At 66.0% G+C, this 25,718-nt stretch carries 19 protein-coding genes; 7 read left to right on the forward strand and 12 right to left on the reverse strand.

Features of this window, described 5'->3' with window-relative positions:
• Positions 1 to 8 precede the first annotated feature (8 nt).
• The 4 genes from G4L39_RS01190 to rseP all read right to left on the reverse strand — a co-directional run bounded on the left by G4L39_RS01190 (position 9) and on the right by rseP (position 4,038).
• Positions 9 to 188: a zinc ribbon domain-containing protein gene (locus tag G4L39_RS01190; RefSeq protein ID WP_165105291.1), complete on the reverse strand. Its 180-nt coding sequence runs from the start codon at positions 186 to 188 to the stop codon at positions 9 to 11.
• Positions 189 to 329: 141 nt separating this feature from the next.
• Complete coding sequence (locus G4L39_RS01195) at positions 330 to 788, reverse strand: BON domain-containing protein (protein WP_165105292.1); 459 nt, start codon at positions 786 to 788, stop codon at positions 330 to 332.
• A complete protein-coding gene (ispG, locus tag G4L39_RS01200) occupies positions 788 to 2,614 on the reverse strand; it encodes a (E)-4-hydroxy-3-methylbut-2-enyl-diphosphate synthase (protein ID WP_165105294.1) in 1,827 nt (608 codons plus the stop codon). Before ispG ends, G4L39_RS01195 begins: the two co-directional genes overlap by 1 nt.
• Positions 2,611 to 4,038 carry an RIP metalloprotease RseP gene (gene rseP, locus G4L39_RS01205; RefSeq protein WP_165105295.1) on the reverse strand — a complete coding sequence of 476 codons (1,428 nt, stop codon included), beginning with the start codon at positions 4,036 to 4,038 and terminating at the stop codon, positions 2,611 to 2,613. The genes ispG and rseP overlap by 4 nt, the downstream gene beginning before the upstream one ends.
• 144 nt (positions 4,039 to 4,182) lie before the next feature.
• Between rseP and G4L39_RS01210 the strand changes: the two genes are divergently transcribed.
• Genes G4L39_RS01210 through G4L39_RS01225 form a run of 4 tightly spaced genes read left to right on the forward strand, consistent with a single transcriptional unit; the run spans position 4,183 to position 8,336 of the window.
• Positions 4,183 to 4,506 carry a hypothetical protein gene (locus tag G4L39_RS01210; protein ID WP_165105296.1) on the forward strand — a complete coding sequence of 108 codons (324 nt, stop codon included), beginning with the start codon at positions 4,183 to 4,185 and terminating at the stop codon, positions 4,504 to 4,506.
• Positions 4,503 to 5,756: a 3-keto-disaccharide hydrolase gene (locus G4L39_RS01215; protein WP_165105298.1), complete on the forward strand. Its 1,254-nt coding sequence runs from the start codon at positions 4,503 to 4,505 to the stop codon at positions 5,754 to 5,756. Before G4L39_RS01210 ends, G4L39_RS01215 begins: the two co-directional genes overlap by 4 nt.
• A 43-nt stretch (positions 5,757 to 5,799) precedes the next feature.
• Complete coding sequence (locus tag G4L39_RS01220; protein ID WP_165105299.1) at positions 5,800 to 6,876, forward strand: DUF6807 domain-containing protein; 1,077 nt, start codon at positions 5,800 to 5,802, stop codon at positions 6,874 to 6,876.
• Complete coding sequence (locus G4L39_RS01225) at positions 6,873 to 8,336, forward strand: Gfo/Idh/MocA family protein (protein WP_165105301.1); 1,464 nt, start codon at positions 6,873 to 6,875, stop codon at positions 8,334 to 8,336. The genes G4L39_RS01220 and G4L39_RS01225 overlap by 4 nt, the downstream gene beginning before the upstream one ends.
• 629 nt (positions 8,337 to 8,965) lie before the next feature.
• Here the strand turns inward: G4L39_RS01225 and larA are convergent.
• From larA to G4L39_RS01245, 4 genes are all read right to left on the reverse strand, one after another.
• Complete coding sequence (gene larA / locus G4L39_RS01230; protein WP_165105302.1) at positions 8,966 to 10,237, reverse strand: nickel-dependent lactate racemase; 1,272 nt, start codon at positions 10,235 to 10,237, stop codon at positions 8,966 to 8,968.
• A 133-nt stretch (positions 10,238 to 10,370) separates the two neighbouring features.
• Complete coding sequence (locus G4L39_RS01235; protein WP_165105304.1) at positions 10,371 to 11,870, reverse strand: rhamnulokinase; 1,500 nt, start codon at positions 11,868 to 11,870, stop codon at positions 10,371 to 10,373.
• A gap of 41 nt (positions 11,871 to 11,911) precedes the next feature.
• The gene (locus G4L39_RS01240) at positions 11,912 to 12,085 is read right to left on the reverse strand and encodes a hypothetical protein (protein WP_165105305.1); all 174 of its coding nucleotides are present in this window, start codon (positions 12,083 to 12,085) and stop codon (positions 11,912 to 11,914) included.
• A 2-nt stretch (positions 12,086 to 12,087) separates the two neighbouring features.
• The gene (locus tag G4L39_RS01245; RefSeq protein ID WP_165105306.1) at positions 12,088 to 13,485 is read right to left on the reverse strand and encodes a purine-cytosine permease family protein; all 1,398 of its coding nucleotides are present in this window, start codon (positions 13,483 to 13,485) and stop codon (positions 12,088 to 12,090) included.
• Positions 13,486 to 13,825: 340 nt separating this feature from the next.
• On the opposite strand from G4L39_RS01245, the gene G4L39_RS01250 reads away from it, so the two are divergent.
• Both G4L39_RS01250 and scpB read left to right on the forward strand, forming a co-directional pair.
• Complete coding sequence (locus tag G4L39_RS01250; RefSeq protein WP_165105308.1) at positions 13,826 to 14,662, forward strand: segregation and condensation protein A; 837 nt, start codon at positions 13,826 to 13,828, stop codon at positions 14,660 to 14,662.
• 6 nt (positions 14,663 to 14,668) lie between these two features.
• Positions 14,669 to 15,475: an SMC-Scp complex subunit ScpB gene (gene scpB / locus G4L39_RS01255; RefSeq protein ID WP_165105309.1), complete on the forward strand. Its 807-nt coding sequence runs from the start codon at positions 14,669 to 14,671 to the stop codon at positions 15,473 to 15,475.
• Positions 15,476 to 15,811: 336 nt separating this feature from the next.
• Here the strand turns inward: scpB and G4L39_RS01260 are convergent, their stop codons facing one another.
• The 4 genes from G4L39_RS01260 to G4L39_RS01275 form a co-directional block, all read right to left on the reverse strand.
• Positions 15,812 to 17,149, reverse strand: coding sequence for a nucleoside permease (locus G4L39_RS01260; protein WP_165105311.1), 1,338 nt, complete (start codon positions 17,147 to 17,149; stop codon positions 15,812 to 15,814).
• A 202-nt stretch (positions 17,150 to 17,351) separates the two neighbouring features.
• Positions 17,352 to 18,209 carry an HDOD domain-containing protein gene (locus tag G4L39_RS01265; RefSeq protein ID WP_165105312.1) on the reverse strand — a complete coding sequence of 286 codons (858 nt, stop codon included), beginning with the start codon at positions 18,207 to 18,209 and terminating at the stop codon, positions 17,352 to 17,354.
• Positions 18,210 to 18,574: 365 nt separating this feature from the next.
• Complete coding sequence (locus tag G4L39_RS01270) at positions 18,575 to 20,641, reverse strand: S9 family peptidase (protein WP_165105314.1); 2,067 nt, start codon at positions 20,639 to 20,641, stop codon at positions 18,575 to 18,577.
• Between the two features lie 385 nt (positions 20,642 to 21,026).
• Entirely contained in the window at positions 21,027 to 23,804 is a 2,778-nt protein-coding gene (locus G4L39_RS01275; protein WP_165105315.1) for a glycoside hydrolase family 95 protein, read from the reverse strand.
• A 341-nt stretch (positions 23,805 to 24,145) separates the two neighbouring features.
• Between G4L39_RS01275 and G4L39_RS01280 the strand changes: the two genes are divergently transcribed.
• A complete protein-coding gene (locus tag G4L39_RS01280; protein WP_165105316.1) occupies positions 24,146 to 25,624 on the forward strand; it encodes a glycoside hydrolase family 30 protein in 1,479 nt (492 codons plus the stop codon).
• Positions 25,625 to 25,718: the final 94 nt, after the last annotated feature.

Genomic DNA, 25,718 nt, shown 5'->3' on the forward strand with positions numbered 1-25,718 from the left:
ACTGTACGTCATTGGGGCACGACGTCCAGACTGATGATGAGGCCGGGTTCACATTCCACGACCACCTCGAGTGGACGACAGCAGACCTCGCAGTCGGTGTCGAAGCGCTGGAATCCCTCGCTGGTGTCGATTACGAGGTCGAAGGCCTGGCCGCAATGGGGGCAGATGACGGTTTGGGTTACTTCCATGCCGAACCCTACGCCGCGGGCGGGAAAAGGCAAGGGGGTTTCGAGCGCGGGCGGTTGGGAGGAAGTTGCGGGGATGGCGCACCGGCGTGGGTGGGACGCTGCGCCGGTATCCGGCTGGTGGTGATGCGGGCGTGCGATGGCTCAGGGTGTGGCGACCTTCAAATCGGCGGTGACTTCGCGGACGGCGGAGTCGGCTTCCATGGCCAGGAGGATGGCGCGGCCGATGTCGTCGGGTGAGTTGACGGTGCCGCTCAACCAGACGCGTCCGCCGGAGCTGCGGACCGAGATGCGGAGGGCGGAGAGGCGCGGGTCGGCGACGTATTTGGCCTTGATGGCGGCGACGATGCGGGCGTCGGTGGCGGCGTCGGCCACGGTTTGACCGAAGTCCAGAGCGGCCCGGCGCACAACCTGGCCGCGGCGGGCCAGTTCCTCCTGGATGTTGGTGGCGGTCAGGTGGAGCAGTTCCAGTTTTTGTTGGAAGGCCTGGCGGAGTTCCTCGCCCGTGGCCGTCCATTCATCCCGCCACTGCGCCACCTGTTGCGGGCGGAGCCGGGGGCCGAGCCACCATGCGGCGGCCGCCCCCAGGATCAGGCCCGTCATCAAACCGCAGAGGAAACGGAACATGGGTTGGGAGCCGGCGGGGCGGGTTCCGGCGCCGGGTTCGGCTCCGGGTCCACCCATTTGCCGTGTTCGCGGATGAGGTCAATGAGCCGGTCCACGGCTTCCTCTTCCGGGATGTTGAATTTGACCGGCTTTTTGCCGACGTAGAGGTTCACCTTGCCGGGTGCGCCCCCGACGTAGCCGAAATCCGCATCGGCCATTTCGCCCGGGCCGTTGACGATGCAGCCCATGACGGCGATTTTGACGCCCTTGAGGTGCGAGGTGCGGGCCTTGATGCGGGCCGTGACGGTCTGGAGGTTGAAGAGGGTGCGGCCGCAGGAGGGGCAGGCCACGTACTCGGTTTTGAAACTTCTGCATCCGGCGGCCTGGAGGATGTTGAAGGCCAGTTGCAGGGCCCTGCGGGGGTCGGATTCGTTGCGGACGAGGATGGCGTCGCCGATGCCGTCGGCCAGGAGTCCGCCCAGGACGATCGAGCTGCGCAGGAGTGCGGTTTGGGGGTCCAGCGGCGGTTGCGGCACCTGGAGGCAGTCTTTGAGCAGAATGGGGTTGCGACGGTTCATTTGGCGCAGTCGCCATGCCAGCAGCCGGAAAGCGGCCAGGGCTGGCAGCTCCGGTGTATCCCGGACGGTTACCCATTGGGATTCGTCCGGCAGGTCGAAGGGCTGTCGGGGGTCGACTTCGGCGATTGCGAGGTCTTCGTAGGCGGCTTCGGGTCGGACGTCGGCCCGGGCGGGGATTTGCGGCAGGAGGATTTGCCAGGCCGCGCGCGGGACCACCACGCGGATGGGTTGGTCGCCGCCGGCGCGGATGCCGCCGGGCAGGGGCACTTCCCGGGAGGGTCGCCGTTGGTATTCGAAGGGGCTGTAGGGGAACTCGTCCGTGGGGACCTGGAGGTCCGGGCGGGTGAGTGCCGGGATGCAATCCAGGATGGCCTTGCAGACGGGGATTTCGTGGACCGCGTCCTCGGTGAGGGAGACGCGGATGGTGTCGCCGAGGCCGTCGCAGAGCAGGGATCCGATGCCAATGGCGCTTTTGATGCGGCCGTCTTCGCCGTCGCCGGCCTCGGTGACGCCGAGGTGGAGGGGGTAGTTCCAGTCCTCGCCCTCCTGGGCCAGGCGGGCGACCAACAACCGGTAGCATTGGATGGCCACCTTGGGGTTGGAGGCCTTCATGGAGAATTTGAAGTTGTGGAAGTCGTGTTTGCGGCAGATGCGTGCGAATTCCAGCGCGCTTTCGACCATGCCCAGGGGGGTGTCACCGTACCGGTTGAGGATGCGGTCGGAGAGCGAGCCGTGGTTGGTACCGATCCGGAGGGCGCGCCCGAGGCGTTTGCATTCGAGGACCAAGGGGGTGAACTTGGCCTCCACGCGAGCCAGTTCGGCGGCGTACTGTTCGTCGGTGTATTCCCTGACGATGAACTTTTTGGAGTCGGCGAAATTGCCCGGGTTGACGCGGACGCATTCGACCCATCGGACTGCCTCCATGGCGGCCTCGGGTTTGAAGTGGATGTCGGCCACGATGGGCACGCGGCAGCCGCGGGCGCGCAGTTCGCCGACGATGTTGCGGAGGTTGGCGGCGTCCTTGACGGTGGGGGCGGTGATGCGAACCACCTGGCAGCCGGCCTCGACGAGGGCGAGGACTTCGCGGACACAGGCCTCGGTGTTCATGGTGTCGGAGGTGATCATGGACTGGACGACCACCGGGTGGTCGCCGCCGATGGTCACCCCGCCCTGTAGAGGGTCGCCGAGGTGGATTTCCCGCGTGCGTCGTCGTTCGTAGCGATAGGGGGAGGGACAGTATCTCATGGCTTCGAAGAACCTGCAGGGGCGCCCGCCGGGTCGGTCAGCGGCTCGACGGACTCGGGCGCGGCCAGTTCGACCTGACGGGTTGCCTTGAACCAGGCGCTGAACAGGGGGATGCGTTTGACGTCGAAAAAGGTCACGTACGCCATGAACGAGATCAACAGCACGGCGAAGGCGGTGGTGACGGATTCGACCAGCCGGGCGCTGAGGGGTCGGCGCCGGATCCACTCGATCAGCGCCAGGAGGACATGTCCTCCGTCGAGCACGGGGATGGGCAGCAGGTTCAGGATGGCCAGGTTTACGTTCAGGAGGACGAGGAAACTGAGTGCGAGGCGGTAGTCGGTATTCACCCAGCCGGCCAGCATGGCGAGGATGCCGACCGGGCCGCTCAGGTCTTTGGCGCCCACGCCGGTTTGCCTGGAGTAAACCAGCGCGACGAGGGTGCGCCAGGTTTTGGTGACGACCTCGCTCACCTGGGCCCACGGAGTGGGCCCCGGTCGTTGGACCACGAACCGCTGGGTGCTGCTGCTGCCCAGCATGACGCCGATCATTCCGTGGCCGGTTTGCGGGTCGCGTCGGGGTCGAATGGTGAGGGTGAGTTTTTCGCCCTTGCGCTCGATCCGGATTTCGGCGGGCTGTTCGGGGTGTTTACGGATCAACTGAACCAGGTGCTGGTCGCTGACGACGGGCACACCGGCGAAGGCAAGGACGCGATCGCCGGGTTGCAGCCCGGCCTCCTCGGCTGCGGTACCGGGTTGCACGCGGACGATCTCGGGGTGATCGCGCGGTTCGAGCCGGAGCAGTTTCAGTCCGAAGGTCTTGTTGACCACGGTGGCGAGGTGGTTGGTGAAGAACCGGCCGTCTCGTTCGGTGACCACCTGGACGACGTTGGTGCGGGCCATGGCGGTGGCTTCATTGACGTCCTGCCAGGACCGGATTTTGCGGCCGTCCACCAGCACCACGCGGTCGCCGGGCTGGATGCCGAGTCGGGCCTCTTCGGAGTCCGGATCGACGTAGCCGACGATCGGGGGATTCACCGGCACGGGCAGCCCGACGATCCAGAGGATCGTGGCGATGAAGAAGGCAAAGACGACGTTCATGAGCGGGCCGGCGACGGACACCAGGATTTTGGAGCCCGGAGTGGCCGGCGGCAGGGGTTTGCCATCGGCCGTTTGGCCCTCGATCAGGGAGGCGGTGGTCATCTGGGGCAGTTTCACGAAGCCCCCTGCGGGGATCAGTCGCCAGGAATACTCGACGCCGTCGCGGGTCCACGAAAACAATTTGGGGCCGAAACCGATGGCGAACGCCTCGACCTTCAAGCCTCGGCGCCGGGCCATCCAGAAGTGGCCGAACTCGTGGACAAAGACGGCCGCGCCGAACAACAGGACCACCGCGACCGCCACATACAAAATGTTCCAAACGCTCATGCTACACCGTGGTGGTGAACCCACGCACCACGGGCCAATCTATCGGCAATTGGCCCTGGTGACAACCGACCAACCGTTGCCGGGCCCGGGGCGGGTCAAGGGGCCAAGCTGGTCCTTGCAACCGATTCGACGGGGCCCGGAGTGATGCCAGGGCGATCGGATGGGACCGGGTCGGGTCGGCCGGCCGAGGGTGCGGGGCCATGGGAGCTGGCGAGGTCTTCCATGGCAGGCCAGACCGGGGCCGGTTCACCGGCTCTGGCGGGTTACCCCGCGGTGACGCCGTTTTGTCCGGGATGGACGGAACGAGCCGGGGTGGGGCTGGGCGGCGTGGCGGCTGCAGCGGAGGTTGTTGCCGGTGGTGTGGAGGTGGGTGGCCTCGCCCGGGGCGGCACCGGGGCGGTCGCACAAATGTTCGAGTGTCTGTGGACTTGTCAGGGGCGGGCCCAAGGTGTTTTCTGCGCGGCATGAAAGGTTGGAAACTGCTGGCGCGAGGGAGTCGGGGGGCTTGGGGGTGGTTGTTCCTTGCCGGTTTTTTGGCCGGGGAGTTGTGGGTGTCCGGGGCGGCGGATGGGTTCCGGCCGTTGTTTGACGGGCAGAGCCTGGCCGGGTGGGTCCAGCGGGGCGGACACGCGACGTACACGGTGGAGGAGGGTTGCATTGTGGGCCGGTCGGCGCGTGAGACGGCCAACAGTTTTCTCTGCACCACGCAGGCCTTTGGTGATTTTGAGCTGGAACTGGAGGTTCGGGCGGAGCCGGGCCTCAATTCCGGGGTTCAGATCCGCAGCGAGTGTTATGATCGACCGACCGAGGTGATTTATGGGACCCAGACCCTGCGGATCCCGGCCGGTCGTGTCCACGGCTATCAGGTGGAGGTGGACCACAACCGGAACCGGCGGTGGAGTGGCGGGATTTATGATGAGGCACGTCGGGGGTGGATTTGGCCGTTAACCAATCAGCCGGAGGCCAGTGCGGCCTTTCGTTTCGGCGAATGGAACCACTACCGGATTCGTTGTGTGGGCGACCACATCCAGACGTGGGTGAACGGGGTGCCCGCGGCGGATGTGGTGGATTCGATGACGCTGAGCGGGTTCATCGGGCTGCAGGTGCACGGGTCGTCCGAGGCCGGCTTGGAGGTGCGCTGGCGCAACTTGCGGATCCGGGAGCTCGGACGGCATGTATGGAAACCGTTGTGGGATGGGCGGACCTTGACGGGCTGGCGGGCGGCGGGCGAGGGGGATTGGCTCATTGAGGATGGCGTTTTACGGGGCGTTCACCGCCGGGACCAGGCCGGCTACGGGCATCTCATTACCGAGGCCCGGTTCACGAATTTCACGGCCCGCCTGAAATTCAAGGCCGTTCGTGGCAACAGCGGTTTCTATTTTCGGGTGGAACCGACGGGGTTCAGCGGCGTGACCGGCCTGCAGGCGGAGATCGATGCGGAGAAGGACGTGGGCGGTCTGTATGAGACGAACGGGCGCGGCTGGGTGGTGCAGCCTTCGGCAGAGGAGCTGGCGAAATACTTCCGGCGCGGAGACTGGAACACGCTGACCGTCAGTGCGCATGAGGGCCGGATTGTGGTTCACGTCAACGGCTACAAAACGGCCGAGCTACGCGAGGATCCGGGGCGACGCGAGGGCCACCTGGCCCTGCAGCTGCACGGCGGCCAGGATTGCGAGATTTGGTTCAAGGACATTGAGTGGCTGGTGCCCGACCGTTGATTCCGGCTTGTCAGGGTGTGGGAGAGTGAGGTTAGTTGGGCTCATGCACACTGTGGCAGCCATCACGACCCGCCGGTTCGCATGGGCGTCCACCCTGTGGGGTCTGGGGTGGATCCTACTGGCGGGCTGTGCGGGCCGGGGTGTGGAGGTCCCGAGGCCGGCGGAGGCCGTGGTGGAGGTGGTTGCGGCCGGGGATCGTGTACGCGTGCTCATCGACGGTCAGGTTTTCACCGAGTACTTTCATCGGGACGTGCCCAAACCGTATTGTCACCCGTTGCGGGGTCCGGATGGTGTGATTCTGACCCGTTTGTGGCCCATGCAGGAGACAGTGGGGGAGGAGCACGATCATCCGCATCATCGGGGGTTGTGGTACGCGCACGGCGAGGTCAACGGGATTGATTTTTGGACGGAGGGCCCGGGGCGGGGCCGGATTGTGCAGGAAGCCATTTTGGAGGCGGGATCGGGCCGTGGCGAGGGCCGGTTGCGGACGCGCAACCGCTGGGTGGCGCCGGACGGGCGGGTGGTGTGCACGGACGAGCGCGCGTTACGGTTTTTGCCGGGGCCCGGCGGAGCGCGGCTGCTGGATTTTGAGATCACGATCATGGCTTCTCATGGGGAGGTTGTGTTTGGCGACACCAAGGAGGGGACCTTCGCCGTGCGGGTGGCGGAGAGCATGCGGGTGCGCCCGAACCGTGCCGGGGCGGGGCGCACGCCGGGGCGGATCCTGACGAGCATGGGGGATCGGGACGGGGATGCCTGGGGCAAACGGGCGGCCTGGTGCGATTATTCCGGGCCGGTGGGGGATCGGTGGATGGGGATTGCCATATTCGATCATCCGGAGAATCCGCGGCATCCGACCTGGTGGCATGTGCGGGACTATGGTCTGTTTGCAGCCAATCCGTTTGGCCGGCACGATTTTGAGCGGCTGAAGGACAGCACGGCCGGTCGGTTGGTGTTGCCCGCCGGCGGCCGTGTCACGTTTCGTTACCGGGTTTACCTGCACGAGGGAGATGCGGAGCAGGCCGGAGTGGCCCGACAGTACGCCGCCTGGATTCGCGGCCGGGGGGACGGCACGGGCCGCCAGGGTGAAAACGTCCAGAGGGAAAACCGAGCACCATGATGAATCGTCGTGAATTCCTGAAACGTTCGTTGCTGGCATCGGCTGCCGTGGCGGCCGGGGCCGGCTGCCACACGGTGGCACCTGCGAGTCGGCCGCGTGCCCGGATTCTGGGTGCCAACGAAACCATTCGCGTGGCGGTGGTGGGATTCGGGGGACGGGGACGGGATCACATCCGGGGTTTTCAGGAGTTGCCCAACGTGCGGGTGACGGCCCTGTGCGATGCGGACCGGGCGATTTTGGAACGGGAGGTGAGGAGGTTCCAGGACCGGGGAGAACCCGTGGAGGCCTACACCGACATTCGGAAGCTTTTGGAGAAGGCGCAGGTGGACGTGGTGAGCATCGCCACGCCGAACCACTGGCACGCGTTGGCGGCGATCTGGTCGGTCCAGGCCGGGAAGGACGTTTACCTGGAGAAGCCCGGTTCGCACAACGTGTTCGAAGGCCATCAACTGGAGGTGGCGGCCCGCAAATACCGGGCCATTGTGCAGATCGGGACGCAATGTCGGTCTTCGGAGGGTTTGCGCGAAGCGGTGGCCTGGATTCAGGCGGGCAACCTGGGTCGGATCCTCCGGGTGCGCGGTTTGTGTTACAAGCGGCGGGAGAGCATCGGCCGCACTTTCGGGCCGCAACCCATTCCGGCCACGGTGGATTATGACCTCTGGCTGGGGCCGGCTCCGTTGAAGCCGTTGCGCCGGGCGCGACTGCACTACGACTGGCACTGGGTTTGGGACACCGGCAATGGGGATCTGGGGAACCAGGGGGTCCACCAGGTGGACATTGCCCGATGGATTCTCGGCCAGCAACAGTTGTCGCCGGCGGTGTGGGCCGTGGGCGGTCGGGTGGGTTACGTGGACGATGGTGAGACGCCCAACACGCTGATCGTTTTCCATGACTACAAGCCCGCTCCGCTGCTGTTTGAGGTTCGTGGGCTGCCGGAGAAGTCGGGGTCAAATCGCATGGACGATTTCCGCGGGGCCAGCATCGGGGTGGTGGTGGACTGCGAGGGCGGGACGGTGGTGATCCCGAGTTACACGCGTGCCATTGTGTACGATCGCAACGGCAAGCAGGTGCGGGTATTCGACGGGGGCGGCAATCACTACGCCAACTTCATCGAGGCGGTGCGCGCGCGGCGACCGGAGCTTTTGCATTCGGACGCGCGGGAGGGGCACATCTCGGCCGCGCTCTGTCACACGGCCAACATCTCGTATCGGCTGGGGTCGTTTGCTCCGCCGGACGAGATCGCGGCGCGGCTGCGGGAGCAACCGGAGATGGAAGAGATGTTCGGTCGAATGATGGAGCACATGCGGGCCAACGAAGTGGATTTTCGACTGACGCCGCTCATCCTGGGCCGGTTTTTGCGCATCCGACCGGACCGTGAAACCTTTGTGGGTGATCCCCAGGCCAACGCGCTGCTGACCCGCGAGTATCGGGAACCGTTTGTGGTGCCCCGGCGGGTGTAGGCAGACGGCCGGCGGGCTGCGCAGGTCTTGCTTCCGGGGTACGGGCGCGGGGATGCGCTTGGGGGGCGGGGCGGCATTGGTCGGCCGATCCGATCCGGTGAATCCCGGCGTGGCATGTCCCGGGCTCGGACCAGCAGCAGGCCCGGTCCGTGACCTGTTGGACGTGTAGCGTGGCCCAGCGGGATGGTGGTCCCGGTGACCAGGTGGGGCGGGGGTTCGGTGATTTGGAAATCTGCCGTTGGTGCCGGGTCGGTTCGGCCGGGACGCGGATCAAGAACGGCCGGGCTGTTGCCGGGGCGACCTTGTTGTTGGGGCTGACGCCCGGTGGCCAACCGTGCGAAGGGCGGTGCGGACTTTTCAACGCGGCGCGGAAGGATGAAGGCTGCAAACCGGGATGAGCAGGCTGGCGGCGGCGGCCGCCGTGCGTCGTCCCTGGCGGACGGTTGTGGACGGGCGATGACACGGAGCGGTTTTGCAGCTTTCGGGCCTCATTCTCCGATTCATCGCCGGAGGTGCTGTTGAACCGGGTGTGGAACGGAAGTGGAGGAAATTGATTGGGAGTCCCGGGCTTGGTTGAGGCGGGAACCGGGCGGGCCGGGTGCCGGCGGCGATGAAGGACGGCGGGCGTGTTAGTTGGTAGATTCGAGGTAGGGGATGCTGAGCGGGCCCTGGGGGAGGGCTGCGACCTTGGCGTGGGGCGGGGCTTGGCGGAGGGCGTTGCGGACTGCGGCGGCAATGTCGTGGCACGGCTCCAGGTGGGCGGCGCGAACGATGTCGTCCGGGAGGGAGCTGTAGAGCAGGACGCGGCCGCGCTGCTGGACCAGAGCCTGGATATGGGCCTGCCATTGTTCCGGATGTTCAAAGCCGGGGGTGGCGAGGAGTTGGAGGATTTCGCCGGGGTGTTTGACCCGTCGGAGCAGGCGATCCAGCGGGCTGCCCGGCGGTACACCTTCGCGGCATTCGGCGGCCAAGATGAGAGTGCCGCCGGGTTTGAGGATGCGGGCTCCGGCGCTCATGCCCTTGACGCCCTGGTAGAGGTTCAGGTCGAGGGGGTACCCGCTGTTGGTGGTGACGACCACGTCGAAGGGTTCGGCGCACCGATACATGGCCGAGGCCTTGACGAAGTCACAACCGACGCGGTGCGCCCGGATGAGGTCGCCGGCGAACACGCCGGTGATCTCGCGTTTTTCGTTGAGGGTAACGTTGAGGAGGAAGCAAGGGCCGACCCGCAGGGCGGCGTCGCGGATTTCCTCCCAGATGGGGTTGCCGTCGAGGACGCCGAAGGTGGCGTTGGGGTGGCCGATGTTGCGGGCGCCGTGGTTGCCCATGATGGTGCGCAGGCCGGCCACGCCGGGCATGATGCCCTTGGGGCCGCCGCTGAAGCCGGCGAAGAAGTGCGGTTCAATGAAGCCGGTGACGATGCGCAAATCGGCCTCGACGGCGTGGCGGTTGATCCACAGGGGGGTGCCGTTGGGCAGGTCGCCCAGATACTTGAGGTCGGCTTCGTTTTCGCATTCGTGGTTGATGACCCGGTAACGGGCGACAACCTCGGGGGTGAGCATGCGTTCCAGCTCGGCGCGAGTGTTGGGTCGGTGCGTGCCGGTTTGGTTGAGCAGGGTGATGTTTTCGCGGGGCACGAAGGACAGGTACTCCAGCAGCCAGGGGATGAGCCGGTGATTGGGTGTAGCGCGGGTGATGTCGGTGAAGAGGATGCAGATGCGGGTGTCGGGCCGGATCCATTCCCGCAGCGGGGGCGCGTGGATGGGATGTTCGAGGGCTTCCGACACGGCCTTGCGTTCGTCGGGCAGGCCGGGCAGGTGTCGGGGTTTGATGACGGTGGTGCGGTCGTCCGGCAGGTCCACCGGCAACGTGCCTTCGCCGTAGGCAAGGTGAACGATCATGGCTGACCCTGCTGGTTTGAACGGTTTGGGTTGTCGCGGTTTTGCAAGGGCATCGTAGTCCGGGTCGGGCGCGGAGGCAAACGGAGGTGCGGGCGCCCGGGGCCGGCGCCGGTTGCCTGGTGTGGGGTGGGTTTCAGGTCCCGCCGGAGCGGCGGGTAAGTTCTTCGAAGCGGGCGAAGGCTTCCTCCCACAGGTCGGACTTGCGGGGTTGATATTCGCCGAGGTCCACGGACTTGCGCACCACCTCGCGCATATCGGCCAGGGATTTGAGTTCGCCCCGGGCGCGCATCTGGGTGAGTGCGTTGCCCATGGCGGTGGCCTCAACGGGTCCGGTGATGACGGGACGCTGGCAGGCGTCGGCGGTGAGCTGGTTGAGCAGGCGATTTTGCGATCCGCCGCCCACGATGTGGACCACCTCGAGCCGTTGCCCCACCAGTTCTTCCAGCCAGCCCAACACCTGGCGGTAGCGCAGGGCCAGGCTTTCCAGGGCGCACCGGATCAGCTCGCCTTCGGTACGGGGGACGGGTTGGCCGGTTTCGTGGCAGAACTCCTGGATGGCGCGGGGCATGTCCGGCGGGTTCAGAAACCGGGGGTCGTCCGGGTTGACCAGCGACCGCAGGGGCACGGCCTCGGTGGCTTTCTGGACCAGCTCGGGGTAGGTGAAGCTGCGGCCGCGGGCTTCGAAGGCTTTGCGGCATTGCTGGACCAGCCAGAGGCCGGTGATGTTTTTGAGGAGCCGCACAGTGCCGTCCACGCCGCCTTCGTTGGTGATGTTGATGGCCAGGGCGCGTTCGGTAAGGACCGGCTGCGGCATTTCCACGCCCATCAGCGACCATGTGCCGGAGCTGATGTAGGCCCAGTTGACGCTGCGGCCCGCGCGGGCGGGCACGGCGGCCACCGCGGAGGCGGTGTCGTGAGCCGGTGGGGCCACCACATGGACACCTTCCAAACCGGTTCGTTCCGCCACACTTGGGCGCAGCGGGCCCAGTTGGGTTCCCGGGGGCACGATTTCCGGGAGAAGCCTGGTGGGCAGGCCCAGTTCCTTGAGCAGATTGGTTGCCCAGGTGCGGCGTTTGGGGTCCAGACATTGGGACGTGCTGGCGATGGTGTACTCGGCCACCTCGGACCCGCACAGTGCCCAGTGGACGAAATCCGGCATGAAAAGGAGCCGATGCGCCGTGGCCAGCAGCTCGGGGTGCGTTTGTTGGTGGGCGATCAGTTGAAACAAGGTGTTGAACGGCAGGAACTGGAGGCCGGTCCGGGCAAACAGTTTGGGACGGGGAATCTTGCGGAAAACCCGTTCCATCACGCCGCGGGTGCGGTTGTCGCGATAGGCGTAGGGCAGCCCCAGCAACTCGCCCCTGCGCGAGAGCAGGACGTAATCCACGCCCCAGGTGTCGGCACCCACGGAGACGATGCGGCGACCGTACTGCCGGGCGGCGCGGATCAGGCCCTGTTGGATTTCCTCCCACAACCGGAGGATGTCCCAACGGAGCGTGTCACCCAGGGCCACGGGTCCGTTGGGGAACCGGTGGATTTCCTCCATGAGCATCCGTTTGCCCGTCCAGCGGCCGACCATGACACGGCCGCTTTCTGCGCCCAGGTCGATTGCCAGGTAGACTTGCGCGTTCATAGCCTGCCACTTTTCTGCAGCCGGGCCGACGTGGGGATGGGTTAGCGGGCACCTCCCCGCAGGGCCCACGGAGCCGTTGCGAACCAGAGCACGGTCCCGGCCAGCATCCAGCTCTTCATGGTTGGTTCGGCCAGTTGCTGGATCATGAACAGGAAGGGCGGGACCACGGTCAGCGCCAGTGCTGCAAATGCCAGGACTCGAAAGATCGTTTGCATGGTTATGCCCGGGTTGAAGTCGCGCTGTGCCCGTACAGCGTCTTGGCAAGGAACAGGTACAGAACCCCTGTCAACAGGTAGACCGGCAATGTGAGGTAGGAGGGGAAGACGTTCCAGTGCCAGTAGGCCCAGTAGAACAGTGCGAGCGGAATGGCCCAGGCCAGCAGGACGGCCAGGTTGAAGCTCCGACCGGTGGAGGCCGCCCAATCCCGGGGTAGACCGAAGCGGTGGGCCAGGTACACCTCCGCCAGGATCACCGCCCCCACGGGGGCGAGCGTGGTGCCATACAAACCCACGAAATCCAGCAGTTTCATTGCCACGGCCGGGAACAGGCCCGCCAGCGTGCAGAGCGTTCCGGCGATCAACGTGCCGGTGGCCCGCGACATGCGGGGGTAGAGCGACTGGAAGGCGAGCCCGGCGCGGTAAATGGTCGGATTGGCCGTCGTCCAGCCGGCAATCACCACACAGATCAGTCCCGCCCAACCGACCGCGTCCCAGACCATCGGACCGGGGGCCATGCCCTGGGCCGGGTCCACGCCCTTTTCCCGCACCCAGTACACCAACAAAAGGGCGGCGCAAATCCAGGCAATGTAATGGCCCAGGAACATGCCCGCAGCCGAGGCCCATCCGTACGACGGTTTCCGCGCAAACCGGAGCACCGACAGGTCGGACATGCCGATGTGCATGGCGGCATTGCAGAACCAGGCAAAGAACACCACGCCCCAGAATCCGATCCGGCTCTGATGCCCCTCCGGCGGTGTGAGTAGCTCGACGAGGTTGAGCGAGCCCAGTTTGCCGAGCATGACCAGGCCGCAGGCCACGAACACGAGGAACATCCACGGGGCCGCCAGGTGCCCCACGCGCGCCACAAAACCGTACCCGCGAATGGCGACGAAGGTCATCGCGGCGCCCAGGGCCAGAACGGTCACGCACCAGGCCGCATTGGTGGGCAGGGTGTCCTGGAAGGTGGGCATCTGAATGCCGGGGAAGGGAACTCCTACCGCGGTGGCGGACACGGTCACCATGGCCCCGGCCAGGAAACAGAAGAGGATCCCGTTGGCCAGGTTGTACAGGACCACCAATTTGCGGCCGCAAATTCGTTCGAGCTGGTAATAGAGGGTGAGCCGGTACCGGGTGGCGATGGGGGCGGTGATGTAGCGCCAGCTCAGCACCGCCAGGAGGTTCCCCACCAGCAAGCCGACCAACAGATCAAACGCGCTGACCCCCCAGGCCACGAACAGCGGTCCGATCATGAACTCCGTCCCCGCCGTGTGTTCACCGGCGTACATGCCCCAGAAAGCGGTGGGGCCCTTGAGGGCGTGTTCGGGCACGGGTTCCCGTTCGAATTCGTCGCCCGCGTGAGCGGATGACGGGGCGGCAGCCGGTGCAGTTTCGTTCATGGCCGTGGCAGAACCATCCGTTCCGCGCCTGGACTGAGCCTCTGCGTCGCGCATGTTCGGGCGCGCAGAGTAATCCGACCCTGTGCATTTGACCAGCCCGGAATGTTGGCCGGGCCCGGGCGTGTTGTTGAGGGTGTGGGGAAGGCCCCGGCGGTGTGGGCGGGGGAGCCCGGGAACGGTCGCCGGGCCGGTCCTGGATATGGGTCTGGTTGGGTGGGGTCGTGTTACGGCCGCGCGATTTCTCCCGGCGCGCCCGGTCCGAGAGGGCGGTTGCCAAGCGCCCGGCGGCGGCCTACGATGCCCGGACCCTGGGACGGAAAGGCTTCCGGCCCGGCACGGCATGGCGGAGTACAAGGTAACATTCGAGGTGTTCGAAGGTCCGCTCGACCTGCTGCTTTACCTCATCAAGAGGCAGGAAGTGGACATTTACGAGGTCAATCTGACCCGGTTGGCGGACCAGTTCCTCGAGTACCTGGAGTTGATGCGGCAGCTGGACCTGGAGGTGGCCGGTGAGTTCATCGTCATGGCCGCCACCCTGCTTTACATCAAGAGTCGTGAGTTGCTGCCCGAGGACCAGCAGAGCCTCGTTGAAGGGGAGGAGGAAGGGCCGGACCCGCGCTGGGAGCTCATCCGGCAGCTCGTGGAGTACAAGAAGTTCAAGGACGCGGCGGTGCAGTTGCAGGAGTTGGAACGGCATCAGGAATCGGTGTTTCCGCATCGTCCGCCGCCGGTGCGTGACCTTGAGCCCGTGACGTTGCCCGGGCCGCGCGCCACGTTGTTTGACCTGTTGACGGCGGTGCAGCAGGTTTTGCAGCGGTTGGCGCTCCGCCAACCGCCCGCGGAGATCGTGGACGATCGTTGGACCGTTCCCGGTCAGATGCAGTTGATCCTGCGGGTGTTGTCGGACCGGCCCCGGGTGAGTTTCCAAGCCCTGTTCGGGTCGATGCAACATCGGGCCGAAGTGGTGGCGACTTTCCTGGCGTTGCTGGAATTGATGCGGCTTCAGCAGGTCGCGGCTTTTCAGCGGGAGGAGTTTGGCGAGATCGAGCTGATCCGCCGCGAGCCGGTGGCCGTCGAGACATTGCCGTCTGGTGCAGTTGATCCCGGTGGTACGGCCCGGGAACCCGCGGGGTTGGAAACCCCGTCGGATACCGATTCGTCTGCAACCCCGGTTTGAGCAAGCATGGAACTTCGTTCTGTTTTGGAAGCCCTGCTGTTCGTTTCGCAAAAGCCGCTGTCGGCCCGGGAGATCCGGGACGTTTTGGTGCAGGCGGCCGAGGCCGAAGAAACTCCCGAGGACGCGCGGGCCTGGGGCAGGATCAAGGAATTGGAGGTGGAATCCGAATTGAACGCGATGGCGGTCGAGTTGGAGAAGGCCGGGCGCAGTTACCGATTGGTGTGTGTGGCGGGTGCGTGGCAGTTTGTGACGCGACCCGAGTTTGCCCCGTGGATCCGCGTGTTGGTCGGTGGGAAGGTTCGGCCGCCGCGCCTCTCCCTGGCGGCGCTGGAGACCCTGGCCATCATTGCATACCGTCAGCCGGTGACGCGGGCCGAGATCGAAGAGATCCGCGGAGTGAACGTGGACGGTGTGATGCAGACCCTGTTGCAACGCGGGCTGATCCAGGAAGTGGGCCGTGCGGAGACCCTGGGCCGGCCGGTTACGTACGGGACGACGGACCAGTTCCTGGAATACTTTGGTTTGCGCAGCCTGGAGGATTTGCCGGCAGCGGATGAACTCCGGCGCTGGAAACCGGCGGAACGGGCCGGTGGATCCCCAAACTCCGAAGTCCCGGGTTCCGAGAAGGCCGACGCCGGGTCGGCTGTTGCCCCGGTCGCGGAGGGTACCGTGGGCGCGGACTCCCGCGGGTCGGCGCCGGCCGACCCGGGCGGAGCCGGTGCACAGGCGGCAGGGGTGAAAACGGTGAATTCGGAGTCCGGGTCGCCGGCCGGAATCGAGGCTGCATCCGGCTCCCTGCCCGCGGGGTCTTAGTTTCGTCGCTTGGCTTTTCGTGTAACCGCCATCGGGGCGGAGCAACCGTGTGCCCCGGGCCGCGCCTTGCTGCCGCGCTACAAGTCAGCCCCTTTCTGCTCCGATGCTGCCATTGGAGCCCCGGGCGGAGTCCGGGGCGACACACTGCCGATTGGCCTGATTTTTGGCAGCGGCTCGGCCCCGGAACCGTTGGTATGGGAAGAGTCGGCGCGGCGGTCCGGAGCCGGGCGGGAGAGTGTCCACCGGCGATTCTCCCCTCGATGCGACCGGGGGCGGTCTGCGGGTTGATGGGTGTGAGGGTGCCGGCTTGGTACGCGGGCCTTGCGCGGGCGCGGGTCAGGCGGCGGGAGATCCCTGGTTGTCAGGGGCCGGCGCGGCCTCCACAGGTGGTGGGGGCGGACGGAAGGCCACGGCGAGTGCCAGCGCGGCGAGCACCGAGATCACCGTGGGCACCAGGAACAGGCCGCGGTAATCGGTCACCCCGTCGTGGGTGAACACTTCTTGTCGCAGCCATGGGCAAATGAAATTGGCGGCTATGTTGCCGAAACCGAAGATCATCATGTTGAACAGGCCCTGGGCACTGGCACGGCTGTCCTTGGGGAAGTAGGCGTCCACGAAAATGTACACCGTGGCGAAGAAGAACGCGTAACAGATGCCGTGGAGCATTTGCACGAGGATGATGAAGAGCTGGTTTTGGGGGAAGAACGCGTAGACGGCGAAACGGGCCGTGTGTCCCAGGATGCCCAGCGTCATGGTGACCCGCCAGCCGAGTCGTTTGAGGGTGGCGCCCAGGATGAGCATGGTGAGGATTTCCATGACCTGGCCGATGCTCATGACCGGCATGATCCAGTTGCCCGGGATGCCGGGCCCGCCCTGGTGGGGTTCGGTGGCGAGGAAGGCGCCGGTCCAGTTGAAGTAACTGTAGAGGAGGAACGCGTCCACGAAGGTGATGATCCACAGCACCAGCACGAACGGTTGCCGCAGCAGGCGCATGGCTTTGAGCCAGGCGAGTCGATCGAGGCCCTCGGCCGTTTTCCGGGGCGGCGTATGCGGCAGCGTCAGGCTGTAGACCGCCATGGCCAGCGAGGTGATTCCGGCGACGATGAAGGTCCAGCGGACTGCATGGAACAGGGCTTCACCCTTCAGGCCGTGTCCCAGCACGGTGCCGAGCCACTCAATCCAGTCCCGGGGCGCCGCCGCCCGGACCGCTTCCCAATCCACCAGGATGAAGGTGAAGGGCCAGGCGGCCAGGATCCAACCGATGGTCCCGCCCATGCGGACCGGACCGAACTCGCGTTGCGGGTCGCGGATGTGGGCAAAGGCGATTGAGTTGCAGATGGAGATGGTGGGCACATACAGCAGGCAATGCACCAGCATGAGACCGAAGAACGGCCAGAAGGACGTGGTGAAAGCCAACCCCAGCATGGCCAGGCCGCCCACGGCGTGACTGAAGGCCAGGAAACGTTCCGCAGCAAAGTTCCGGTCCGCGAACTGGTTGCTGAAGAACATCCCGACGATGGCAGCGATGGGGAATGCGTTCAGGATCCAGGATTGTTGCAGCGGAGTGAAGCCCAGGCTGGGGAGGTACGAGTAAATCAGCGGCAACCACGCACCCCAGATGGCAAACTCCAGGACCATCATCCCAAACAGCCGGAGGCGGATGGCTTTGTGCATAGGCGGCCGCAGAGTAGGGGGTGGGCGAGGTTCGAGGCAAGCACAGCGCCCCGGCTTGTTTGAGAAAACGGGCGGTCAGCTTGCTGGTTTGCTTCGGAGCCGGCGTGTCCGGTGAGGGGACCCGACCGGTCCAGCCGGGCCACAAATCGTCGTTGAATGGGGTTGCTCCCGCACCCGATGCCGGGTTGTGTCGGGACCGCGATCAGCCCAGGCGCATCAGATGCTCGATTTGCTCGAACTGGTCGCGCAGCCGCGCGGCCAGTTCTTCAAGGCGGTTTTCATCGAGCTGTAGACGCTGTTCGACGGCAGGATCCAGCAAACCGGTGCCGGGTACGTTGGGGGCGTCGGACCGTGCCCGGTGCGCGACCACATTCGCCACGTGCGCAATCACCGAGAGGCAGCGGGGATGATCCAGGCGCGGTTGGTGATGGTATCGAACACCCTCCACCAGGGTTTCCGGTAGGTGCCAGAGCCTCAACAGCTCGCCGCCGACCTCGGCATGGTCGGTCCCCACCACGTCCTGTTCGGCTTCGGAACGCGACATGCCTGCCAGGGCCACGCGGGCGCGGATTTCCGCCTGTTGATCGGCGGGAAGGACCTGGGCCATGACCAGCTTGCCCAGGTCATGCAACAACCCCACCGTGAATGCCACCGACGGTTCGACCTCTTCCCGCAGTTCCAGGCCCTCAGCCAGGACCGTTTCGGCCGCTTGCGCAGTGGTCACCGAATGACGCCAGAGATCCTCGGCTTCCACGGCATGCTGCGGGAGCACCACTGACATCGCCCCGCCGAAGGCCAGGCTGAGCACGATGTGCAGGATCTGTTGGTGCCCCAGTAAAAACACGGCCTGATCCACCGAAGCCACCGGTTCTTCCAGGCCGAAAAACGGCGAGTTACAGGCGCGCAAGAGTTTGGCGGTGAGCACATTGTCGCATTTGAGGACCTCCACGATCTCATCGTTGCTGATGGCCGGTTGGTCCAACATGGTCACCAGCCGCAACGCCGCCTGAGAGACCGGCGGCAGATTCCGGACCTTGGCCACGATCTCTTGCGCTTTCATGTCGAGCTGCTCGCAAATCCGAGTTTTGCCCGCCCGGGCCGCCAAAACCCGGGCTTGGGCCACATGCGGGGGCCGCGCGGGGGCGTGGCGCCGGGTCCGGCAGAACGCGCCCCTGCATCTGCGACCTTTTACCCGGCCCAGAATGATCACTCCAAGCCTGGAAAGAAAGCTTCGGCGTGAAGAAAGTAAGGGCTCCTACCGGGCACGGAGTACGGGCCCGATCAGGGCTCCGAGGCGCAGGGGGCCGCGGGGTGCGGGCCCCGGGGAAATGCCGGGGACAATCGCCCGGCGGGGCCGTGTCTCGCAAGCTGCGGCCGGTGGCGCGGGCCGCAAGGTGCCAATGGGATCGGAAGTGTTCGGAAGGGTCAGTTCTCCGCAGCTTCGGGCAGGCCGTAGTCCACTTCGGGCGACGGGGGCTCACCGCCGGGGCCGAGCAGGTAATGTTCGAACCATTGCAGCATGCGCAGGTGGTAGTCGTATCGGGATGCAGCCCGCCGGTTGCCGTGGCCTTCGCCCGGGTACAGGACCAGGCGTACCGGGGCGCTGCTGCGGAGTTTGAGGTGCCGGTACATTTCCAGGGACTGGCTGACGTGTACGCGCGGGTCGTCCTTGCCGTGAAGGATGAGCAGCGGGGTGCGACACCGACCGGCGTGATAGATGGGGCTGCGTTCCAGGAGGAAGGTCCACTTTTCCCATGGCCGAAATCGCGCATGCACCAGGTACTCTTCCTCCGGGATGTCGGTGGTGCCCACCTTGGAAATCTTGTCGCTGATGCCCACGAACATCACGCCGGCGGCAAATCGGTCGGAATACCGGGTCACGCACCACGCGGTGGCGTAGCCGCCGTAGGATCCGCCGGTTACACCCACCCGATTCGAGTCCGCCACGCCGATGGTGATGAGGTGATCCACTGCGTCCACGAGGTCGTCGAATTCTCTCCCGGCGGGGTCGCCCTGGCCCAGCCGCGAGAATGCCACGCCGCGGCCGGTACTGCCCCGATAGTTGGGGTAAAACACGGCCATGCCCCTGGCGGCTGCCACTTGGCCGGGCAGGCTGTAGGAGGTCAACCATCCGTTGCGGACGTGAGCTTCCGGCCCGCCGTGGACGGAGAGGATTAAAGGTCCGGGCCTGCCGTCGTCTTCCAGCCGCCGGATGAGAATACCTTCCAGCGCCAGTCCGTCCCGGGCGGTCCAGTGAACCAGCTCCTGCCGGGCCAACCTGCGCCGGGCCAACCACGGGTTGCTGTCGGTCACGCGATCCGGCCCGGGGCGATCGGTCTGCCACAGGAACAGCTCGGCCGGGTGGGTGGGATGGCTGCCCACCAGGGCCACCACGGGGTTTGTCCCGCCAGCGGTGACTGAATCAAACACCGGCGCAAGGGATTCAAACCGTCGTTGGCGGCTCATGTTCGGTCCTTCCCATGTGACCTCGTAGAGGGCGGAACCGACCCCTTCGCTGCAAAGGACCAGAAGGCGGTCCTGATTCAACCACGCGCAATCCTCCACCTGTCCCGAATGGTCGGGCAGGAGCTGGGTGAAGCGGCCCGTGCCGGGGTCCACCAGCATGAGCCGGCCGGGGGCGGGATCGTGGGCATCTTCGGCGGCGATCATGACCAGACGGCGCCCGTCCGGACTCCATCGGAACCCGGCCAGCTTTCCGGGGTTGTTGACGGTTGCGACGACCTCGCCGCTGCCGGCGTGCACGATACGGATTTGCTGTCGGACGTAGCTGTCGTCCACGGAGGGTGTGGGCGCCAGGGAAACTGCGAGGTGCTCGTAACCGGGCCGCCACTCCACGCGGTGCACATGGCCGGTGAGCGGGAGGGGTCGGGGATCCTCCCCGGGTTCGAATAGGGCGAGCACCCACAGTCGGTTGGTGGCCCAATCTTCCTCGTAGACCTGCTGGTTGAAGCCCTTGTCCTGGAGTTTGCGGCGGTGTTTGGGTTCCGGCTCGGGTGCCACCACAGCCACGCGCCGTCCGTCCGGGGCCAGGGCATAGTCGGCGAGGTCGGTGGGCAGCTCTGCGGCCTTGCGGGCTTCGCCGCCGTCGATCGGGATCAGCCAGAGTGCCTTGTGTTTGTCGTCGCCCCGTTTGGCCAGAAAGGTGATGGCCCGGCCGTCCGGGGTCCACGCGGGTCGAGTGATCTCGACCCGGCCGGTGACAAAGGGTCGTTCCCGGCCGGTTTCGATGTCGTACACCCACAGGCCGGACCATGCGGGGCCGTCCGGGTCTTTCTCAAGGTCCCGGGGCACGGTGCGGAGGAAGGCCACATGCTGTCCGTCGGGCGAGACCACCGCCGTGGTGACCCATTGGAGCCGGGCCACATCTCGAGGGTCGAGCCCCTGGGCGGATGAAGAAACCGACTCGGCACCCCTGGCGCCGATCAGGCAGAGTGCCGCCAACAGGAGCCCAAGGTGAAGACGCGATTCCATGGGTTCATGCTCGAGTTGCTCCCGGTTGGTTTGCAAGACCGGAAACGGTTTTGGGGAGGGTGGCGTGAGCGGATGCCGGAGAGCCGGCGGCCCGGTTTGAGGTCGGGTGCGTGATGCAGGGATGAGGGCAGGAAGGAGGTTGAGATGTGAGGGCTGGCCAAGGGTGCGGGTGGCTCCGTTGTGGGATCAGCGGGCGCAAGGGCCACTGTCCGAGAGGTTGCCGTGTCAACGTAAGGGCTGCGTAAGGGCACCAGATGGGGCGTTCCTGCCACGCGGTGGGGCGGGGGCGCGGGCGCTTGTGGCCCCGGGCCCGGCCAGTTTGTTATGCGTCCGGGGCATGGTGCCGGTGGATGGGCCACCGGGGGGACGGCTTGGCCGGGCGGGTTCAGGGGCGCCGATGGAGTTGACCGTCCAACTCAAGGACCTCGCCCGGGCGTGTGGGCCATTCGGCGACCTGGTCGCGCCAGGCCACCCGACAGGTGCGGCCCAGGAGGGACTGGATACGGGCGTGTTCGAGGCGGCCGTCCCGCCACTGGATGTCGACAATGAACCCGCCGCGGGCCCGCAGACCTCGAACCTCACCGTTCGGCCATGCGGCGGGCAGGGCCGGCAGAAGACGCAGGGTGCCGCGGCGGTCGTGGCTTTGGAGGAGCATTTCGGCAATGCCGGCGCATCCTCCAAAGTTCCCGTCGATCTGGAAGGGCGGGTGGGTGTCGAAGAGGTTCGGCAGGGTGGACTTTTGCAGCAGGGCCACGAGGTTTTCCCATGCCTTGTCGCCGTCGAGGAGGCGGGCGTAGAAGTTGATGATCCATGCGCGGCTCCAACCCGTGTGACCGCCGCCATGCTGGAGTCGGTATTCCAACACCTTGCGGGCGGCTTCGAGCAATTCAGGTTCGTCCCAGGGATTGATCTGGTTGGCCGGGTGGAGTCCGTAGAGATGCGAAATGTGGCGGTGGCCGGGTTCGGCTTCTTCGTAGGGTTTGCCCCATTCGAGGAGCCGGCCGTCCGGGCCGATGCGGGGCCTGGCCAGACGCGGCAGGGCGCGTTGGACCTCCTCCACGATGGGGTCCTGTTTTTCCAGCAGGCGTGCGGCTTCGAGCAGGTTTTCAAAGTTTTCGCGGATGATCATCTGGTCCATGGCGTTGCCCATGGCGAGGTTGAGCCGCCGCCCCTGGTGGAGGTAGGTGTTTTCCGGTGAGGTGGTGGGGCCGGAGACCAACAGCCCCGTTTCCGGATCCTCCACCAGCCAGTCCAGGAGAAACGCCGCCGAGTCGCGCAGCAGGGGGTAGGCCACGTTTTCCAGGAAGGCGCGGTCGCCGGTGAACCGGTAATGTTCCATGGCATGGGCGGTGCACCATGCGGCGCCCAGGGGCCACATGCCGTAGCTTGGAGCTCCGATGAGGGCGGCCCATTGCCAGGCGTCGGTGGTGTGGGTGGCGGCGAAGCCGCGGCAGCCGAGTTTCCGGGCCAGCTCGGTGCCGCTGCGGCGCAGGCCCTGCAGCAGGCGGAAGAACGGCTCGGTCAGTTCCGGCAGACCGGTGACCTCGGCGGGCCAGTAGTTCATCTGCAGGTTGATGTTGATGTGGTAATCGGCGTTCCACGGGGCTTCCAGGTGTTCGTTCCAGAGACCCTGCAGATTGGCCGGCAGGGAGCCGGGTCGCGAAGAGCAGATGAGCAGGTACCGGCCGAACTGGAAGTAGGTCTCGATCAGGTCGGGGTCATTCGGATCATTGCGGAATGCCTCCAGTCGGGCTGGTGTGGGCAGGGCGGCCCGTTCGGGTGCGGTGTTGCCCAGGTCGAGGGTGCACCGGTCGAAAAACTCCCGATGATCTGCAACGCTGCGCTGCAGCAGCTCGACCCACGAAAGTCCGGCGGCGCGGTCCAGGCGTTCCCGGCAAAAGGCCTCCCGATCCCGCGTCAGCGGCTGCCAGGGATTGTCGAAATTGTAATCCGTGGCGGCTGTCAGGAGGAAACGAACCGCGCGGGCGTCCTGCACCCGCAGCGTGTTGGTTTCGACCAGGAGGCGGCCGTCTTCCGGGATCACCTTGAGAGCCGCCACCCAGCGGACGCCGAGGTGACGACCGTTGTGCTGGGCCTGTCCTTCCATGATGAGCAGATCGGGCCCGGCCACGCGGGTGGTGAAATCCGCAGCGCGATTGAGCCGGAACCGCAACTGGAGCCGGCCGGGCGCCTCGATCTCGATGCGGCCGGCCAGGACATCGTCCGGCGCTGATGCGAAGACTTCCCGACGGACGCGATGTCTCAGCCAGCGATATTGGGTGGTGGCCACGGCCGTTTGCAGATCGAGCTGACGGGCATAATCCGGACCACCGGCCTCGGCCGCCTCCAGACTGACCTTTTGGGCGAAGTGCCCCTGGCCACCCTCGTTGGTGACGCAGACGACCAGCACGTGGGTCCCGGGCTCCAGCGACGGCAGACGCAGCCGATACGTGCGTCCGTAGTCGGTGGTGCGGCCGATCTCAGCCCCGTTGAGGTACCAGACGCTTCGATCGTCCACGGGCGAGATCACCAACACCGGCCGACCGGCGATGCGTTGGAGTTGCTCGGAGGTCAGGTTGAATTCGGTCCGGAACCAGACCGACCGGCCCGGGGGAACCTCACGTTGTTCGGCTGTCGCCGCGGGTTTCCATCGCGGGTCCTGGAATCCGGGCCGGTGTACCGAGGGATCGGGCACGTCGTCCAGGGGCGATCGTTGCCACGCCTCCAGAGCCATGGGAAAGCCCGCACCGGACCCGTCGAGATGTTCGATCCAGAGATCGCCCAGCGGCTGGTAGGACCGCGGCGCAATCCGCGGTACCAGGATCTCGCGCGCCACCCGGCTCTGTCCTTCGGCGTTACGGCCCTCGAAGAAGAGTTTCCGGATCTCGGCCAGCTTGGGGGCCAGGTCCGGCGCGTTGGTGGGCACGGGCGGGCCGGCCCAAACGGAGTCCTCGTTCAGTTGCAAACGTTCTTTGGCCACGCCTCCGAAGACCATGGCACCCAGGCGACCGTTGCCAATGGGCAGGGCCTCCACCCATTCGGCTGCGGGTTGATTGAACCGGATGAGATGACCTTGCCCGGCTTCCGCACGGATTGCCGGCAGAACCCACACGCAGAGAACCCACGGGAACCGAAGGAGGGCTTGGATGGCGTGCACGCGCATGGGGAGAGGGTAGGGAAATTCGGCGGATCGGGCAACGGTCGGGCGACGGTACGACGGGACCCAAGTTCAGGTTCGAGCGGGTGAACCACCCTTTCCGTCCGCGGCCGGCGGTTCGCACCGCCGGGTCGGTGAATAAGCGTGTGGCCGGCGCCCGTCTAGTCAGGGACATGTGCATCCGGGCAAGGGTCGGAGAGTGGTTTGGGTCGGAACGGGGTCCGGCGAGCCGCCCGTGGGTTGACCGCCGATTCAGGGACCTCGCGTGCGCCTGGATCCTGATGGTGTTGGGGTGGGCGGCGCCATTTGAAGCTGCAGGGGCCGGCGTTCCGGAAACGACCCCGGTGATGTGGGTGGCGAACCCGGCCGAGTCGTTTCAACCGATCGAGGGATTTGGTGCGTCGGATGCATGGGCGGCCCAATTCGTCGGGCGCTGGCCGGAAGAGACCCGGCAACAGGTGGCACGGCTCCTGTTCAGTCGCGAGTTCGACCCGGCCGGACGACCTCGGGGGATTGGCCTTTCGATCTGGCGGTTCAACATCGGGGCCGGCAGCGCCGAACAGGGGGCCGACAGCGGCATTCGCGACCCATGGCGGCGGGCCGAGTGTTTCCAGAATGCGCAAGGCTATTGGGATTGGTCCAAGCAGGCCGGTCAACAGTGGTTTCTGGAGGCGGCCCGGCGCCACGGTGTGGAAACCGTGGTCGCCTTCGTCAACAGCCCGCCGGTGCACCTGACCCGCAACGGGCGTGCCTGGGGCGACGGCTCCGAACACAGCAACCTTGCCCCCGAACGATACGCCGCTTTTGCCGAGTTTCTGGCGACGGTGTGTGAGCATTTCGAGAAGGCCGGCCTGCCCTTCGACTACCTCAGCCCGATCAATGAACCCCAATGGCGCTGGTCACGTCGCAACGGCCAGGAGGGATGCCCCTGGACCAACGAGGAAATTCGTGCCTTGGTGCCGGTATTGGGCCGGGCCCTCCAGACGCGCGGATTGAAGGTTCGGCTTGTGCTGCCGGAAGCGGCCCAATTGCTTCATTTGCTGGGCCCCACGGAGGGTGAACCGCTCTGTTCGGATCAGCTGCGGGAGTTGTTCGGGGACCGGTCCGACGCGCTCCTGCGCACGCCCGCGGTGGCACCAGTGGTGGCCGCGCATGGCTACGGCACAACCACGAGCCGAACTCAGTTGCGCCGGGTCCGGCAGGATCTCGGAGAACGGCTCCGCACCGACCATCCGCGCCTGCGGTACTGGATGAGCGAGTACTGCATCCTGGACGAGAATGACGGCGGCCGGCTGCGCGGCCCGGGCCGCGACCTCGGGATTGAGCCGGCGCTGTTTGTGGCCGAGGTGATTCATCAGGATCTGGTGTTGGCCTGGGCCACGTCGTGGCAATGGTGGCTGGCCATCAGCCCGTACGATTACAAGGACGGACTGGTGTATGTGGATCGCAACCCTGCCGGAGGCCGGGTGTACGAATCCAAGCTGCTCTGGGCCGTGGGGCATTACGCACGGTTTGTGCGACCCGGGGCGGTCCGGATCCACGTGCAGGTGGACCCGGCCGGGGCGCGTCTGCCGGATGAGTCGGGCCCATGGATTTCGGGATTTCGACATCCCCGGTCCGGCACGTACACGTTTGTGGCGTTGAACCGGACGGACCGCGAAGTGCCGGTGATCCTGCGGATGGCCGACGGGTCGCGACTCAGGTTCCGATCGTATCTAACGACGCCGGAGCCCGATGTGAATCTGCAGCCGGGCCCTCTCATGGAAACCGGTCGGGCTTGGACTCTCCCGGCCCGAAGCATGGTGACGTGGGTGAGTGAGTTGTAACAGGCATGGCGAATGACCGGCCCGCTCTGGTGGCCAGACTGCCCGGACCCCGCGTCCCGGCCGACCGGGCAATTGGCAATTTTTAAAGGCGTTT

The organism is Limisphaera ngatamarikiensis (assembly GCF_011044775.1).
Classification (GTDB): Bacteria; Verrucomicrobiota; Verrucomicrobiia; order Limisphaerales; family Limisphaeraceae; genus Limisphaera; species Limisphaera ngatamarikiensis.

What these genes read in the sequence shown, in the direction of transcription:
- G4L39_RS01190 (WP_165105291.1), bottom strand. Translation starts at nt 188, where the DNA reads ATGGAAGTAACCCAAACCGTCATCTGCCCCCATTGCGGCCAGGCCTTC.
- G4L39_RS01195 (WP_165105292.1), bottom strand. Translation starts at nt 788, where the DNA reads ATGACGGGCCTGATCCTGGGGGCGGCCGCCGCATGGTGGCTCGGCCCC.
- ispG (WP_165105294.1), bottom strand. Translation starts at nt 2,614, where the DNA reads ATGAGATACTGTCCCTCCCCCTATCGCTACGAACGACGACGCACGCGG.
- rseP (WP_165105295.1), bottom strand. Translation starts at nt 4,038, where the DNA reads ATGAGCGTTTGGAACATTTTGTATGTGGCGGTCGCGGTGGTCCTGTTG.
- G4L39_RS01210 (WP_165105296.1), top strand. Translation starts at nt 4,183, where the DNA reads ATGCCAGGGCGATCGGATGGGACCGGGTCGGGTCGGCCGGCCGAGGGT.
- G4L39_RS01215 (WP_165105298.1), top strand. Translation starts at nt 4,503, where the DNA reads ATGAAAGGTTGGAAACTGCTGGCGCGAGGGAGTCGGGGGGCTTGGGGG.
- G4L39_RS01220 (WP_165105299.1), top strand. Translation starts at nt 5,800, where the DNA reads ATGCACACTGTGGCAGCCATCACGACCCGCCGGTTCGCATGGGCGTCC.
- G4L39_RS01225 (WP_165105301.1), top strand. Translation starts at nt 6,873, where the DNA reads ATGATGAATCGTCGTGAATTCCTGAAACGTTCGTTGCTGGCATCGGCT.
- larA (WP_165105302.1), bottom strand. Translation starts at nt 10,237, where the DNA reads ATGATCGTTCACCTTGCCTACGGCGAAGGCACGTTGCCGGTGGACCTG.
- G4L39_RS01235 (WP_165105304.1), bottom strand. Translation starts at nt 11,870, where the DNA reads ATGAACGCGCAAGTCTACCTGGCAATCGACCTGGGCGCAGAAAGCGGC.
- G4L39_RS01240 (WP_165105305.1), bottom strand. Translation starts at nt 12,085, where the DNA reads ATGCAAACGATCTTTCGAGTCCTGGCATTTGCAGCACTGGCGCTGACC.
- G4L39_RS01245 (WP_165105306.1), bottom strand. Translation starts at nt 13,485, where the DNA reads ATGAACGAAACTGCACCGGCTGCCGCCCCGTCATCCGCTCACGCGGGC.
- G4L39_RS01250 (WP_165105308.1), top strand. Translation starts at nt 13,826, where the DNA reads ATGGCGGAGTACAAGGTAACATTCGAGGTGTTCGAAGGTCCGCTCGAC.
- scpB (WP_165105309.1), top strand. Translation starts at nt 14,669, where the DNA reads ATGGAACTTCGTTCTGTTTTGGAAGCCCTGCTGTTCGTTTCGCAAAAG.
- G4L39_RS01260 (WP_165105311.1), bottom strand. Translation starts at nt 17,149, where the DNA reads ATGCACAAAGCCATCCGCCTCCGGCTGTTTGGGATGATGGTCCTGGAG.
- G4L39_RS01265 (WP_165105312.1), bottom strand. Translation starts at nt 18,209, where the DNA reads ATGAAAGCGCAAGAGATCGTGGCCAAGGTCCGGAATCTGCCGCCGGTC.
- G4L39_RS01270 (WP_165105314.1), bottom strand. Translation starts at nt 20,641, where the DNA reads ATGGAATCGCGTCTTCACCTTGGGCTCCTGTTGGCGGCACTCTGCCTG.
- G4L39_RS01275 (WP_165105315.1), bottom strand. Translation starts at nt 23,804, where the DNA reads ATGCGCGTGCACGCCATCCAAGCCCTCCTTCGGTTCCCGTGGGTTCTC.
- G4L39_RS01280 (WP_165105316.1), top strand. Translation starts at nt 24,146, where the DNA reads ATGTGGGTGGCGAACCCGGCCGAGTCGTTTCAACCGATCGAGGGATTT.